The organism is Streptomyces sp. NPDC004266 (assembly GCF_042874095.1).
GTDB lineage: Bacteria > Actinomycetota > Actinomycetes > Streptomycetales > Streptomycetaceae > Streptomyces.
The window spans coordinates 225,809-240,160 of record NZ_JBIAMM010000002.1 but is presented as its reverse complement, the minus strand read 5'-3'; the positions used below and the strand labels follow the sequence as shown (position 1 = coordinate 240,160).

The window sequence follows — 14,352 nt, the reverse complement described above, 5'->3', positions numbered from 1 at the left end:
CCTGGGTTTGGTGGTGCAGGCGCAGAGAGTAAGCCATCGTCTTACTCGCGGGGGTTGGAAGTAGACGTTGCCTTCAAGTGAGGTTGCTCGGTGATGATGAAGAAGCTCATACGCGCGGCGGCCGGAGTCGCCTTCATCGCGGCCGCCACAGTGGGCGCGGTGGGAGTGACCCCGGATCCGGGCTGGCACTCGGAGCCGGCGCAGGTGCAGGCCGCTCAGCTCGACCCGGGCTGGCACCTGGCTGAGGCCACGCTCGTCGATGACCCGGGCTGGAGCGTGGCCCCCCAGCAGGACCCCGGCTGGAACTAGTCGGGCACATGAATGTTCCCGATGACCCCAGGTTCCGCCGGGAGATGGCTTCCGCCTATCGCTCCGGCTGGCACTTCGTCGATCTCGCCACGGCAATCCCCCACCGTGGCGACTCGCTGAAGGTCACCCTCTTCGGAGAGCCGATCGTCGTCGCCCGAGAGCAGGACGAAGACGTCCGCGCGTACCGCTGTCTGCGCCGTCCCCGCGGCGCGCCGCAGCCCATCCGCTGTGCCATCCGGTACGGCATGATCTTCGTCAACCTCGATCAGCGGGACCACCAGCTGATCGAAGCAGAGGCCATCACCGCCACCCCCCGCAGTGCCTGAGCGATTCCCCCGTCGTTGTAGATCGCTCCGGCACTTCCCCCACACAGCGGCGCCATCGCGGACCTGAAACGCGATGGCGCCGCTGTGCGTCCGCGTGCGGGGACTCAGGCGCGGCCCATCGCCCGGGTGAGGGCGATCTCGATGACGACCCGGTCCGGGTTCGGGGCCGGCGTGCGGCCGTAGCGCTCGGCGTAGCGGGCGACGGCGTCCGCGACCGTCTCGGCCTCCGTGCGGATATGCGCGACGCCCTCCAGGGTGGCCCAGCGCCCCTTGTCGACCTGGCAGACCGCGACCCGCGCGCCGTCCGCGCCCGCCGCCAGGACGTTGGCGACCTTCCGGCTGTTCTTGTTGGTGATCACGCGCGCGTACCCGCCCTCGGGGTCGTACGTGACGCCGACCGCGACGACGTGCGGCGTGCCGTCCGGGCGCGGGGTGGTCAGGGTGCACATGTGGTACTCGCGCCAGAAGCTCAGGTACGAGTCGGAGGGGTTCCTGGGGTCTGTGGCCATGCCCGGAAACTACCCGCGGGAGAGCTCCCTCCGACACCTTGAGCGGAGTCGACTCAACTTTGTGTACCCTGGAGAGGTCATAGAAGGAGAGGACCCACGAGAACCCAGAAGGAGCACCGCACGTGGACGCCGAACTGACCAACAGGAGCCGGGACGCGATCAACGCGGCGAGCAGCCGCGCCGTGTCGGACGGACACGCCGACCTGACCCCGGCGCATCTGCTCCTCGCGCTGCTGACCGGTCAGGACAACGAGAACATCACCGACCTGCTCGCCGCCGCCGGGGCCGACCAGGCGCTCGTGCGCGCCGGTACGGAGCGGCTCCTCGCCGGCCTGCCGAGCATCACGGGGTCCACGGTCGCGCCCCCGCAGCCCGACCGCGACTTCCTCGCCGTCCTCGCGGACGCCGACCGGTACGCCAAGGAGCTCGGCGACGACTTCCTCTCGACCGAGCACCTGCTCATCGGGATCGCCGCCAAGGGCGGCCGGGCCGGTGAGATCCTCGACCGGCAGGGCGCGAGCGCGAAGAAGCTGCTCGAAGCCTTCGAGACGAGCAGGGGAGGACGCCGGGTGACCACACCCGACCCGGAGGGGCAGTACAAGGCTCTGGAGAAGTTCGGCACGGACTTCACCGCCGCCGCGCGCGAGGGCAAGCTGGACCCGGTCATCGGCCGCGACCACGAGATCCGGCGCGTCGTCCAGGTGCTGTCCCGCCGCACCAAGAACAATCCCGTCCTCATCGGCGAGCCCGGCGTCGGCAAGACCGCCGTCGTCGAGGGCCTCGCCCAGCGGATCGTGAAGGGCGACGTCCCCGAGTCCCTGAAGAACAAGCGGCTGGTCTCGCTCGACCTCGGCGCGATGGTCGCCGGCGCGAAGTACCGCGGCGAGTTCGAGGAGCGGCTGAAGACCGTCCTGTCCGAGATCAAGGACAGCGACGGCCAGATCATCACCTTCATCGACGAGCTGCACACGGTCGTCGGCGCGGGCGCCGGCGGCGACTCCGCCATGGACGCCGGCAACATGCTGAAGCCGATGCTGGCCCGCGGCGAGCTGCGGATGGTCGGCGCCACCACCCTCGACGAGTACCGCGAGCGGATCGAGAAGGACCCCGCCCTGGAGCGCCGCTTCCAGCAGGTCCTGGTCGCCGAGCCGACCGTCGAGGACACCATCGCGATCCTCCGCGGCCTCAAGGGCCGGTACGAGGCCCACCACAAGGTGCAGATCAACGACTCCGCGCTGGTGGCCGCCGCGACCCTCTCCGACCGGTACATCACCTCCCGCTTCCTCCCCGACAAGGCCATCGACCTCGTCGACGAGGCGGCCTCCCGGCTCCGCATGGAGATCGACTCCTCGCCCGTCGAGATCGACGAGCTCCAGCGCTCCGTGGACCGGCTCCGCATGGAGGAGCTGGCCCTGAAGAACGAGACGGACGCGGCCAGCAAGCAGCGCCTGGAGAAGCTGCGGCGCGACCTCGCCGACCGCGAGGAGGAGCTGCGCGGCCTGACCGCCCGCTGGGAGAAGGAGAAGCAGTCCCTCAACCGGGTCGGCGAGCTGAAGGAGCGCCTCGACGAGACCCGCGGCCGCGCCGAGCGCGCCCAGCGCGACGGCGACTTCGACACCGCCTCCAAGCTGCTGTACGGGGAGATCCCGGGCCTGGAGCGGGAGCTGGAGGCCGCCACCGAGGCCGAGGCCCAGCAGGAGGCGGCCAAGGACAGCATGGTCAAGGACGAGGTCGGCCCCGACGACATCGCGGACGTGGTCGGCTCCTGGACCGGCATCCCCGCCGGCCGCCTCCTGGAGGGCGAGACGCAGAAGCTGCTCCGCATGGAGGACGAGCTCGGCAGGCGGCTGATCGGCCAGACCGAGGCCGTGCGGGCCGTCTCCGACGCGGTGCGCCGCACCCGCGCCGGGATCGCCGACCCCGACCGGCCCACCGGCTCCTTCCTCTTCCTCGGCCCGACCGGCGTCGGCAAGACCGAGCTGGCGAAGGCGCTCGCCGACTTCCTCTTCGACGACGAGCGGGCCATGGTCCGCATCGACATGTCGGAGTACGGCGAGAAGCACTCCGTCGCCCGTCTGGTCGGCGCGCCTCCCGGCTACGTCGGCTACGAGGAGGGCGGCCAACTCACGGAGGCGGTCCGCCGCCGCCCGTACAGCGTGGTCCTGCTCGACGAGGTGGAGAAGGCGCACCCGGAGGTCTTCGACGTCCTGCTCCAGGTCCTGGACGACGGACGCCTGACCGACGGGCAGGGCCGGACGGTGGACTTCCGCAACACCATCCTGATCCTGACCTCGAACCTGGGCAGCCAGTACCTGGTCGAGCCGCTGACCTCGGAGGACGTGAAGAAGCAGCAGGTCCTGGAGGTCGTGCGGGCGAGCTTCAAGCCCGAGTTCCTCAACCGGCTGGACGACCTGGTCGTCTTCTCCGCGCTCGACCGGGCGGAGCTGGGGCGGATCGCGCAGCTCCAGATCGACCGGCTCGCCAAGCGCCTCGCCGACCGGCGCCTCACCCTGGAGGTCACCCCGGAGGCCCTGGAGTGGCTGGCCGAGGAGGGCAACGACCCCGCGTACGGCGCGCGGCCGCTGCGCCGTCTGATCCAGACGGCGATCGGCGACCGGCTCGCCAAGGAGATCCTGGCGGGCGAGGTCGTGGACGGCGACACGGTCCGGGTGGACCGCTTCGAGGACGGCCTGATCGTCGGGGCGGCGCGGTAGCCGTCCCCGACGGGGGCTACAGGTCGAAGGAGGCGAGGTGGACGAGGGCGGTGCCGCCGTCCTCGTACACCACCTTCACGTCGACGTAGAGCACCTGGTCGTAGTCCACGGACCGGCACAGGTCCCCGTCGCAGGAGACGGGCGGCTCGCCGCTCGGATAGGTGGTTCTCAGCCAGTCGGCGACTCCGGCGCGCGGCATGCGGAAGTCCACCGTGATGTACGAGTCCTGCCAGTGCGTCCCGGTGCAGCGGGCGTCCTCGGCGTCCGCCGGAAGCCTGCCGCGGGCGAACTCCATCGCCTTCGCGCAGTCCACCGGCTGCGTCCTGCTGCCCTCGGTGAGGGAGTAGGCGCCCCAGGCCAGGAACGCGACGGGCAGCCCGCAGAGCACCACGAGGCCCACGGCGAGCCAGACCCACCACCGGGATTTCTTCTTGGTGTCCCCCATGAGCACGAGATCATGTCAGCCGGAAGCGGATCCTGCCGCTTCCGGCCCGGCGGGGCTTGCCACGTACCGCCCGCCATGGGGGAGGATGGCGAGCATCCGTACGAAGGGAAATACACGGTGAGCATCGACCCGTCCTCGATTCCGAATTTCGGGGGCCAGCCCCAGCCTCAGGCAGCAGGACCGGCGGGCCCCGTCGTCCCCGACCAGGACCTCGTCAAGCAGCTTCTCGACCAGATGGAACTCAAGTACGTCGTCGACGACGAGGGTGACCTCGCGGCGCCGTGGGAGGAGTTCCGCACGTACTTCATGTTCCGCGGAGAGGGGGAGCAGCAGGTCTTCTCGGTGCGGACGTTCTACGACCGTCCGCACTCGGCCGACGACCGCGCGAAGGTCCTCGACGCGATCGACGACTGGAACCGCCGCACCCTGTGGCCGAAGGTCTACACCCACCTGCACGAGGAGGAGGACGGCTCCGCCACCCTCCGCCTCATCGGCGAGGCCCAGATGCTGATCGGCACCGGCGTCTCCCTGGAGCACTTCGTGTCCTCCACGGTGAGCTGGGTCCGCGCGTCGATCGAGTTCGACAAGTGGATCGTCGAGCAGTTCGGTCTGGAGTCCCCGGAGGCCAAGGCCGAGGGCGGCGACGAGGAGGCCTGAGCCTCCCCGCCCCGCACGGCCGCGAGAGCCCGGCCCCCTTCCGAGGGGGCCGGGCTCTCGCGCGTGCCGGGGGCGTGCCGGCTCAGGCGAGGCGCTTGAGGCGGGAGACGGCCTCCTCCAGGACCTCGGTCTTCTTGCAGAAGGCGAAGCGGACGAAGGGGGCGCCCTCCTCGCGGTGGTCGTAGAAGACCGCGTTGGGGATGGCGACGACGCCCGCGCGCTCCGGCAGGGAGCGGCAGAAGGCGAAGCCGTCGGTGGCGCCGAGGGGGCGGATGTCGGTGGTGACGAAGTAGGTGCCGGCCGGGCGGTAGACCTCGAAGCCCGCCTGCGCGAGCCCCTCGCACAGCAGGTCCCGCTTGGCGCGCAGGTCGGCGCGCAGGCCGTCGAAGTAGGCGGCGGGGAGCCGGAGGGCCTCGGCGATCGCGTACTGGAAGGGGCCCGAGGAGACGTACGTGAGGAACTGCTTGGCCGAGCGGACGGCGGAGGTCAGTTCGGGGCTCGCGGTGGTCCAGCCGACCTTCCAGCCCGTGAACGAGAACGTCTTGCCGCTCGAACCGATGGTGACCGTGCGCTCCCGCATGCCGGGCAGGCTCGCGATCGGCAGGTGCTCGGCCCCGTCGAAGACCAGGTGCTCGTACACCTCGTCCGTGACGACCAGCAGGTCCCGCTCGACCGCCAGCTCGGCGACGGCGGTCAGCTCGGCGCGGGTGAGGACCGTGCCGGTGGGGTTGTGCGGGGTGTTGAGCAGGATCAGCCGGGTGCGGTCGGTGACGGCGGCCCGCAGCTCGTCGAGGTCGAGGACGTAGGTGCCCTCGTGGGGGCGGAGGGTGACGGGGACCCTGGTGCCGCCGGCCATCGCGATGCAGGCGGCGTACGAGTCGTAGTACGGCTCCAGGGCGATCACCTCGTCGCCCGGCTCGACCAGGGCGAGCAGGGCCGCCGCGATCGCCTCGGTGGCGCCCGCCGTGACGAGGACCTCGGTGTCGGGGTCGTACGCGAGGCCGTACCGCTCCCGCTGGTGGTCGGCGATCGCCTCCCGCAGCTCGGGGACGCCGGGGCCGGGCGGGTACTGGTTGCCGCGGCCGTCCCGCAGCGCGCGGACCGCCGCCTCCCGGACCTCCTCCGGGCCGTCGGTGTCGGGGAAGCCCTGGCCGAGGTTGATCGACCCGGTCCTGGCGGCGAGCGCGGACATCTCGGCGAAGATCGTCGTCCCGAACTCGGCGAGGCGGCGATTGAGCAGCGGTCGTGTCATGACCGCCATCCTGGGGCCAAGCTCTGGACTTGCTCAAGTGCGCTTTGGGGGGCGCCCGGGGCGGGGATCGCCCTGGCATGGACATCGCATTCTTCATCGCCGGACTCGTGATCGTGATCGCGATCGTGGTGGGGGTGGTCGCGAGGGCGCTGAGCGCGACGACGCACGTGAGCCGCGGTGGCGGCGGCAGTGACAGCTGGTGGGCCGGGTCCTCGACCTCGTCCTCCTCGTCCTCCTCCTGCTCCTCGTCCTCGTCGTTCTCCTGTTCCAGCTCGTCGTGTTCGAGCTCCTCCTGCTCGTCGTCCTCGTGTTCCAGCTGCTCCAGCTCGTCCTCGTGCAGCTGAAGCTCTGGACTCGCTCAAGTCGGCTTTGACGGGGTGTCGGACCGGGCATCCCCCTCGCACAGAAGAACGGGGGTAGTACAGATGGGATTCATCTTCTTCGTCGTCATCGCGATGGTCGTCTTCGGGGCGGTCGTCGCCGTCCGGGAAGCGGCCGGCGGAAAGAAGCGCCGTGGGGGGCGCAAGGGGGGTCGGCGCAAGGGCGGCAGCTGGGCCGACGGCGGTGGCGGTGGCGGCTGCGGTGGGAGCAGCTCCTGTGGTTCCGGCAGCTCGTGCGGGTCCGGTTGCGGTGGTGGGGGCTGCGGCGGCAGCTGATTGAACAAGTGAACTGCTAGGGCCCCGAAGGGGTTGGAAAACACAGCAAGTTGGGTAAAAACGCTGCGAGTCGCCCGGCGTCCGTGGTTCTGTCGCTCCTGACAGAGACAGCCCTCGGACCGTGTGTGGACCCGAGCCGGCGATTCCCCACTCCCGCAGAAGCCTTCTCCGGGGCGCCCCCGGCCCACCCGTCAAACCGTGTTTGCGGAGCCGACCCATGCTCACCACCCTGAAGACCTCCTACACCGATACGCGCGCGGCAGATCTGGCCTGGGCCCTCGGGCGCGAGCCGCTGCCCGCGCTCGCCGTGCTCGATCTCGAACTCTCCGGCGCCAAACTGCAGTTGAGGCTGCTCGGCGCCTCCCATCAGGTCCTCCTGGAGGAGGAGGGGGGGCACTGCTCGGAGACCGTGGCCTGCATGCCGGGCAGCAGCACCCCGCTCCCGCTCGGCGTGTCCAAGCGCGTCGGCGAATGGGAGTACGAATTCGCGGCGCGCGTCGAGACGCTCACGCACGGTTCCTTCGCGGGGCGTGCGCAGGAGCTGCTCGCGCTCGTCGCCGACCATCCCAACGGCCTCGCGGGGACCTTCCCCGGCTCCCCGCACGCCTTCACGGCGATGCTGGCGCAGCGCCACGAGGGCCAGGTGCGGTGGCGCACCTGGCACGCCTACCCGCAGGAGGGGCAGTTGGTGGTGACCAGGACCCGCATCGGCGCACGTATGCCCGCGACACTCTGATGCGCCCTCCCGGTGCTCCATGTGCACTCGTGTGGGTGACAAGAGGTGTGACAGTCGTGACGTAGCGTTACGGGCATGATCGAGCCGACCGTGACCATGCCACCCAAGAGGGTGCGCCGGCCGCCTGCGCGGCGGTCCGTGCGGCCGCCGCGCGAGGCGGTGCGGTTCCCGGTCCTCGCGGTCGTCTTCGTCTGCGCCGCGTGCGGCCTGGTCTACGAGCTCGAACTCGTCGCCCTCGCCTCCTACTTGATCGGCGACTCGGTCACCCAGGCCTCCGTCGTGCTCTCCGTGATGGTCTTCGCGATGGGGGTGGGCTCGCTCCTCGCCAAGCGGCTGCGCTGTCGCGCCGCCGTCGGCTTCGGCCTGGTCGAGGCCGGACTCGCGCTGATCGGCGGCTGCTCGGCGATGGTGCTGTACGCGGCCTTCGCCTGGCTGGGCGAATCGCGGTACGTGGTGGTGGCGTTCTCACTCGCCATCGGGGTGCTCATCGGCGCCGAGATCCCGCTCCTGATGTCGCTCATACAGCGGGCGGGACGAGCGGGCGGTCCCGGTGCCGGTTTCGGCTCCGGTGCCGGTTTCGGCTCCGTCGAGGACGCGCCCTCCGGACCGGGGCGCGCCGCTCGGGGCGGTCGTGCCGGACGGCAGTCCTCGCGAGGGGAGCAGGACGACGCCGCCGGGACGGTCGCCGACCTCTTCGCCGCCGACTACGTCGGCGCGCTCGTCGGCGGCCTCGCCTTTCCCTTCCTGCTGCTGCCCTGGCTCGGCCAGCTCACCGGCGCGCTCGTCACCGGCGCGGTCAACGCGGTCGCGGGCGGCGGCCTCGTCCTCTGGGTGTTCCGCCGCGACCTGACCCGCCGGTCCCGGGCCCTGCTCGTGGCCGTGAACCTGTGCGTCCTGACCGTCCTCGCCACCGCGACCGTCCTCGTCGACGACTTCGAGCAGGCCGCGCGCCGCGCCGTGTACGGGGAGCGGGTGCGGGTCGCCGTCCACACCGACCTCCAGGAGGTCGTGGTGACCGGGGGCCGCGGGGAGCCGCCCGACCTGTTCCTCGACGGGCGGCTGCGGGTGGCCGGCCGGGACGAGTACCGCTACCACGAGGCGCTCGTGCACCCCGCGATGAACGGCGCGCACGCGCGCGTGCTGATCGTCGGCGGCGGCGACGGAATGGCCGCCCGCGAGGCCCTGCGCTACGCCGGGGTCCGCTCCCTCACCGTCGTCGAGCTCGACCCGGGGGTCGTCCGCCTCGCCCGTACGGACCCGGCGCTCGCCCGGCTCAACAAGCAGGCCTTCCGCGACCCCCGCGTCCATGTGGTCTACGCGGACGCGTTCAACTGGCTGAGGGGCGCCGCCGACCGTCTGCAGGAACGGTACGACGTGGTGATCTCCGATCTGCCCGACCCCGGGATCACCCCCAGCACCAAGCTCTACTCGGAGGAGTTCTACGGCCTGGTGTCCCGGGTGCTCACCACCACCGGACGGTTCGCCGTGCACGCCGGATCGGCCGCCGACCGGCCCCGGACCTACTGGACCGTCGACGCCACCCTGCGCGCCGCCGGCTTCGCGACCCGCCCGTTCAGCGCGGACGGCCGCACCCCGGGCTTCGCCGCCGGACCCGACCGCGCCGACCGCGCCGGCCGCACGGGGCAGGGGCCCCGCGACTGGGGCTTCCTCCTGGCCGTACGGGGCGACCGGCCGCCCGCCCTCGGCCTCGCCCCCGGCGCGCCCCGGCTGCGCTCGCTCGGCGCCGGGACCCTGGAGGCCGCCGCGCGCCGCGCCGAACGGACCCGCGGCGCCGCACCGCCGCCCTCGACCCTGGTGCACCCCCGTTACGGGGCCTGACGGAGGACACCCCTCGGGGCGAACAGGCGACGCCGCGCCCCCGCCTGAGTAGGCTCGGCTTCCATGGAGCATGAGGTGTTCGTTCCCGTCCCGGCCGAAGCCCTGCGCGCGACGCTCACGGACCCGGCCCGCGTGGTGCGCTGCGTGCCCGGTCTCCAGCGGGACGCCGACGAGGAGGCCGGACCCCTCACGGGCCGGCTGAAGGCGCGGGTCGGCGGCAACACCATCACCTACCGGGGCGCCCTCAAGGTCGTCGAGCGGGACGGGGCCATCACCTACGAGGGGGAGGGCACCGAGGTGCGGGGCAAGGGCTCGGCCGAGCTCTCCCTCACCGTCGTCCTCACCCCGGTGGCCGAGGGGACCAGCCTGAGCTTCACCGGCGCCCTCACGGCGGTCGGCCGGCTCGCCGACGCGACGGACGAGGCGCGCTCCACGGCGGGCGCCAGGCTCCTCGACAAGTTCGTGGAGGCGGTGGCCGCGCTGGCGGCGGAGCCCACCGAGGCGCCGGAGGCTCCGGACGCGGCTCCGGAAGGGGACCCGGAGGCGCCGGACGCCGCTCCGGAAGGGGCCTCGGAGGAGGCCAGTGACGACGACGGGGTCGACGACGGGGTGGAGGAGCCTCCCGGGAGGACCCCCCTCTTCGAGGCGCCGCCCTCCCTCGACCCGCTCCTCGACGAGGACTTCGGCGACACCCCGATCGAGTTCCCCTCCCCGCAGCCCGCCGCCGAGGCCGCCCACGCCCGCCGGACCATGATCGGACGGTCCGCCGAGGAGGTCGACCACGCGCCGCCGCGCGGCCGGTACGCCCCCGTCCCCGCCCCCGAGGCGACGAGCGCCGGTGCCACCCTGCGCTGGATCGCGCCGGCCGCGGCCCTCGCGCTCGCCTCGGCCGTCGTCGTCGGCCGGGCGCTGCGCCGCCGCCGCTGGAACGCGCCCTGAGGCCTGATCCGTCGGACAGGCCCTAGGCTCGGGGGGTGAGCATGCAGACGCGACTGACGGCGGGCGACGCCGAGTTGACCATCGACCCCGAGCACGGCTGCCGGATCGGCAGCCTGCGCATCGGCGGTACCGAACTGCTGCGCCAGGGCGAGCGGTACGGAAGCTTCCCGATGGCGCCCTGGTGCGGACGGACCGAGAACGGCCGCTTCCGCAACGGCGCCACCACGCACCAGCTGCCGATCAACGCCGCCCCGCACGCCATCCACGGCACCGTCCGCGACCTCGCCTGGAAGACCGCCCGCACCTCCGCCACCGAGGCCGTCTTCACCTGCGAGCTCGACGACCCCTGGCCGTACCGGGGCCGGGTCACCCAGGTCTTCGAGCTCGCCGAGGAGTCCCTCACCCTCCGCTTCGGCGTCGAGGCCTACGACGACTCCTTCCCGGCGCAGGCCGGCTGGCACCCCTGGTTCCTGCGCAACCTGGGCCGGGGCGGTCAGGACGTACGGATCGGCTTCACGCCCGCCTGGCAGGAGGAGCGCGGGGAGAACCACCTCCCGACCGGCCGCCGCATCGACCCCCTCCCCGGCCCCTGGGACGACTGCTTCGGCATGCCCGGCGGCGTCGACGTCACCCTCACCTGGCCGGAGGAGCTGGAGCTGAAGGTCGCGAGCCGCGCCGAGTGGGTGGTGATCTACGACGAGCCCGAGGAGGCGGTCTGCGTCGAGCCGCAGTCCGGCCCGCCGAACGGCCTCAACACCCATCCGCGCCTGGTCACCCCGATCGACCCCCTGGAGGTCGAGAGCACCTGGAGCTGGCGTCGGCTGTGAGAGCCGCGAAAGACGCCCCTTAAGCTGCTGAGCATGACTGACGTACGCGCTGAGCTGCTCCAGCAGATCAAGGACAAGGCCGTGGTGCACGGCAAGGTGACCCTCTCCTCGGGTCTGGAAGCCGACTACTACATCGACCTGCGTCGCATCACGCTGGACGGCGAGGCCGCGCCGATGGTGGGTCAGGTCATGCTCGACCTCACGGCCGACCTGGACTTCGACTGCGTCGGCGGGCTGACCCTGGGCGCCGACCCGGTCGCGACCTCGATGCTGCACGCCTCCGCCGCGCGCGGGCAGCGCCTGGACGCCTTCGTCGTGCGCAAGGCGCAGAAGGCGCACGGCATGCAGCGCCGTATCGAGGGCACGGACGTCAAGGGCCGCCGCTGCCTCGTCGTCGAGGACACCTCGACCACCGGCGGCTCGCCGCTGACCGCGGTCGAGGCCGTCCGCGAGGCGGGCGGCGAGGTCGTCGCCGTGGCGACGATCGTGGACCGGGGCGCCGCCGGTGCCATCGCCGAGGCGGGCCTGCCGTACCTCACCGGCTACCAGCTGGCGGATCTCGGCCTGGCGTAACCGCCGCGAAGTCGTGACGTAGGTCCTGGACTCCCGGAAAAACTGTCCTGACCTGGTCTTTTGTCGAGGGGCGGGGTGTTTCACGTGAAACACCCCGCCCCTCGACATGTCACGCCCGTGGGAGCCCGCACAAGAGTCTGGAAAGATGGGCCGCGACGATGACGTCGCCCCTAGGTCAGGGACAGCAACGCACACACCCCGCACATCACAAGGAGCGGACGAATGCCCATCGCAACCCCCGAGGTCTACAACGAGATGCTCGACCGGGCGAAGGCAGGCAAGTTCGCCTACCCGGCCATCAACGTGACCTCGTCCCAGACCCTGCACGCTGCGCTCCGCGGCTTCGCGGAGGCCGAGAGCGACGGCATCATCCAGATCTCGACCGGCGGTGCCGAGTTCCTGGGCGGTCAGTACAACAAGGACATGGTCACCGGCGCCGTCGCCCTGGCCGAGTTCGCGCACATCGTCGCCGCGAAGTACGACATCACGGTCGCCCTCCACACCGACCACTGCCCGAAGGACAAGCTGGACGGCTACGTCCGTCCGCTGCTCGACATCTCCGCCGAGCGCGTCGCCCGTGGCGAGAACCCGCTGTTCCAGTCCCACATGTGGGACGGCTCCGCCGAGACCCTCGCCGACAACCTGGCCATCGGCCAGGAGCTGCTCGCGAAGGCCGCCGCCGCCAAGATCATCCTCGAGGTCGAGATCACCCCGACCGGCGGCGAGGAGGACGGCGTCAGCCACGAGATCAACGACGAGCTGTACACCACCGTCGAGGACGCCATCCGCACCGCCGAGGCCCTCGGCCTGGGCGAGAAGGGCCGCTACCTGCTGGCCGCGTCCTTCGGCAACGTCCACGGCGTCTACAAGCCGGGCAACGTCGTGCTCCGCCCCGAGCTCCTCAAGGACCTCCAGGCGGGCGTCGCCGCCAAGTACGGCAAGGCCGACCCGTTCGACTTCGTCTTCCACGGCGGCTCGGGCTCGACGGCCGAGGAGATCGCCACCGCGCTGGAGAACGGCGTCGTGAAGATGAACCTCGACACCGACACCCAGTACGCCTTCACCCGCCCGGTCGTGGACCACATGTTCCGCAACTACGACGGTGTCCTGAAGGTCGACGGCGAGGTCGGCAAGAAGTCCACCTACGACCCGCGCACCTGGGGCAAGCTGGCCGAGGCCGGCATGGCCGCCCGCGTCGGCGAGGCCTGTGTCGCGCTGCGCTCGGCCGGCACGAAGCTGAAGTAAGCCTGTGACCGACGGGCCCGGTACCTCCCGAGGTGCCGGGCCCGTCGTGTGTCCGTCGACGGGAGGCCTGATGTACGACTTCGACCGGGAGATAGACCGGCACGGGACCTGGTCGGTCCAGTGGGACGGGATCGCGGACCGCTTCGGCGTCCCCGACCTGCTGCCCTTCACCATCTCCGACATGGACTTCGCCTCCCCGCCGGAGGTCCTCGCGGCCCTGCGCGAGCGCGTCGACCACGGGGTCTTCGGCTACACCGACTGGCGCCTCGGGGAGTTCCGGGAGGCGATCCGCCACTGGTACGCGAGCCGGTACGACACCGAGATCGACCCCGGGACGCTGGTGTACGCGCCCTCCGTGCTCTCCCAGCTCTCGCAGCTCCTCCAGATGTGGACGGAGCCCGGCGACGGGGTGGTCGTCCACACCCCCACGTACGACGGCTTCCGCAAGGCCGTCACCGGGCTCGGGCGCGAGCTGCGGGGCGTCCCGCTCGACGACCCGGCGGCCCTGGAGCGGGAGCTCGCCCGCCCGGACAGCCGGATGCTGCTGCTCTGCTCCCCGCACAACCCGACCGGCCGGGTGTGGACGGCGGAGGAGCTCACCGTCTTCGCCGAGCTGGCCGAGCGGTACGGCGCGGCCGTCGTCAGCGACGAGATCCACGCCGACCTGACGACGGACGGCCACCGGCACGTCCCCTGGACCCGGATCGCCGAGCCGGGACGGGGCCGCCGCTGGGCCCTGGTCACCTCCGGCACGAAGGCCTTCAACTTTCCGGCGCTCTCCGGCTCGTACGGCATGGTCGGCGACCCCGACGAGCGCGAGGCGTTCGTCCGGCGCATGGAGACCGGCGAGGGGCTCGCCTCGCCCGCGGTGCTCTCCCTGACCGCGCACATCGCCGCGTACCGGCGGGGCGCGGCCTGGCTGGACGAGCTGCGCGGATACGTGGCGGGGACGATGGACATGGTCCGGGAGCGCCTCGCGGAAGGGCTCCCGGAGGTCGACTGGACGCCCCCGCAGGCCGGCTATCTGGCCTGGATCGACCTGCGGCCGCTCGGCATCGAGGAGAGCCGGCTCCAGGAGGAGCTGGTGGCGGTGGAGAAGGTCGCGATCATGCCGGGCGGGGTGTACGGCACGCCCGGCTTCGTCCGGCTGAACGTCGGCTGCCCCCGGGGCAAGGCCGAGCGGGGCGTGGACGCACTGGTCAGGGCGGCGGCGCGGCTGCGCCGCGGCTGACCGGGGATACCCGGAGGCGCGCTGTCGGTCGTGTGCTCTAGTCTGCGCTGACCGAGCCCCGATTCCGTGGGCCGGAGACCATGCTTCTGGGGGG

At 71.8% G+C, this 14,352-nt stretch carries 15 protein-coding genes; 12 read left to right on the top strand and 3 right to left on the bottom strand.

What is annotated here, in order from left to right:
- The first annotated feature begins 93 nt into the window (after window positions 1-93).
- A complete protein-coding gene (locus ACFYUZ_RS05820; RefSeq protein ID WP_389306608.1) occupies window positions 94-309 on the top strand; it encodes a hypothetical protein in 216 nt (71 codons plus the stop codon).
- An 8-nt stretch (window positions 310-317) separates the two neighbouring features.
- Window positions 318-635, top strand: a complete 318-nt coding sequence (locus ACFYUZ_RS05815) for a (2Fe-2S)-binding protein (protein ID WP_078953989.1) — start codon at window positions 318-320, stop codon at window positions 633-635.
- A gap of 104 nt (window positions 636-739) precedes the next feature.
- Here the strand turns inward: ACFYUZ_RS05815 and ACFYUZ_RS05810 are convergent, their stop codons facing one another.
- Complete coding sequence (locus ACFYUZ_RS05810; protein ID WP_389306606.1) at window positions 740-1,144, bottom strand: pyridoxamine 5'-phosphate oxidase family protein; 405 nt, start codon at window positions 1,142-1,144, stop codon at window positions 740-742.
- Between the two features lie 122 nt (window positions 1,145-1,266).
- On the opposite strand from ACFYUZ_RS05810, the gene clpB reads away from it, so the two are divergent.
- A complete protein-coding gene (gene clpB / locus ACFYUZ_RS05805; RefSeq protein ID WP_389306605.1) occupies window positions 1,267-3,858 on the top strand; it encodes an ATP-dependent chaperone ClpB in 2,592 nt (863 codons plus the stop codon).
- A 16-nt stretch (window positions 3,859-3,874) separates the two neighbouring features.
- Here the strand turns inward: clpB and ACFYUZ_RS05800 are convergent, their stop codons facing one another.
- Window positions 3,875-4,303 carry a hypothetical protein gene (locus tag ACFYUZ_RS05800; RefSeq protein ID WP_389306604.1) on the bottom strand — a complete coding sequence of 143 codons (429 nt, stop codon included), beginning with the start codon at window positions 4,301-4,303 and terminating at the stop codon, window positions 3,875-3,877.
- Between the two features lie 117 nt (window positions 4,304-4,420).
- Here ACFYUZ_RS05800 and ACFYUZ_RS05795 point away from each other — a divergent pair, with 117 nt between their 5' ends.
- The gene (locus ACFYUZ_RS05795) at window positions 4,421-4,960 is read left to right on the top strand and encodes a YbjN domain-containing protein (RefSeq protein ID WP_389306603.1); all 540 of its coding nucleotides are present in this window, start codon (window positions 4,421-4,423) and stop codon (window positions 4,958-4,960) included.
- 82 nt (window positions 4,961-5,042) lie between these two features.
- On the opposite strand, the gene ACFYUZ_RS05790 is transcribed toward ACFYUZ_RS05795, so the two are convergent.
- Window positions 5,043-6,221 (bottom strand): pyridoxal phosphate-dependent aminotransferase, encoded by a 1,179-nt coding sequence (locus ACFYUZ_RS05790; protein WP_389306602.1) that lies wholly within the window; start codon window positions 6,219-6,221, stop codon window positions 5,043-5,045.
- Window positions 6,222-6,411: 190 nt separating this feature from the next.
- On the opposite strand from ACFYUZ_RS05790, the gene ACFYUZ_RS05785 reads away from it, so the two are divergent.
- From ACFYUZ_RS05785 to ACFYUZ_RS05750, 8 genes are all read left to right on the top strand, one after another.
- Window positions 6,412-6,585: a hypothetical protein gene (locus ACFYUZ_RS05785; RefSeq protein WP_389306601.1), complete on the top strand. Its 174-nt coding sequence runs from the start codon at window positions 6,412-6,414 to the stop codon at window positions 6,583-6,585.
- 500 nt (window positions 6,586-7,085) lie between these two features.
- Window positions 7,086-7,604, top strand: coding sequence for a DUF2617 family protein (locus ACFYUZ_RS05780; RefSeq protein ID WP_389306600.1), 519 nt, complete (start codon window positions 7,086-7,088; stop codon window positions 7,602-7,604).
- A 75-nt stretch (window positions 7,605-7,679) separates the two neighbouring features.
- Window positions 7,680-9,443, top strand: coding sequence for a spermidine synthase (locus tag ACFYUZ_RS05775; protein WP_389306599.1), 1,764 nt, complete (start codon window positions 7,680-7,682; stop codon window positions 9,441-9,443).
- Window positions 9,444-9,506: 63 nt separating this feature from the next.
- Complete coding sequence (locus ACFYUZ_RS05770) at window positions 9,507-10,382, top strand: SRPBCC family protein (protein ID WP_389306598.1); 876 nt, start codon at window positions 9,507-9,509, stop codon at window positions 10,380-10,382.
- Between the two features lie 41 nt (window positions 10,383-10,423).
- Window positions 10,424-11,209 carry an aldose 1-epimerase gene (locus tag ACFYUZ_RS05765; protein ID WP_389307017.1) on the top strand — a complete coding sequence of 262 codons (786 nt, stop codon included), beginning with the start codon at window positions 10,424-10,426 and terminating at the stop codon, window positions 11,207-11,209.
- A gap of 33 nt (window positions 11,210-11,242) precedes the next feature.
- Window positions 11,243-11,782 (top strand): orotate phosphoribosyltransferase, encoded by a 540-nt coding sequence (pyrE, locus tag ACFYUZ_RS05760; protein WP_030690810.1) that lies wholly within the window; start codon window positions 11,243-11,245, stop codon window positions 11,780-11,782.
- Window positions 11,783-12,004: 222 nt separating this feature from the next.
- Window positions 12,005-13,027 (top strand): class II fructose-bisphosphate aldolase, encoded by a 1,023-nt coding sequence (fbaA, locus tag ACFYUZ_RS05755; RefSeq protein ID WP_389306596.1) that lies wholly within the window; start codon window positions 12,005-12,007, stop codon window positions 13,025-13,027.
- A 70-nt stretch (window positions 13,028-13,097) separates the two neighbouring features.
- Window positions 13,098-14,258 carry a MalY/PatB family protein gene (locus tag ACFYUZ_RS05750; protein ID WP_389306595.1) on the top strand — a complete coding sequence of 387 codons (1,161 nt, stop codon included), beginning with the start codon at window positions 13,098-13,100 and terminating at the stop codon, window positions 14,256-14,258.
- The last annotated feature ends 94 nt before the right edge of the window (window positions 14,259-14,352 follow it).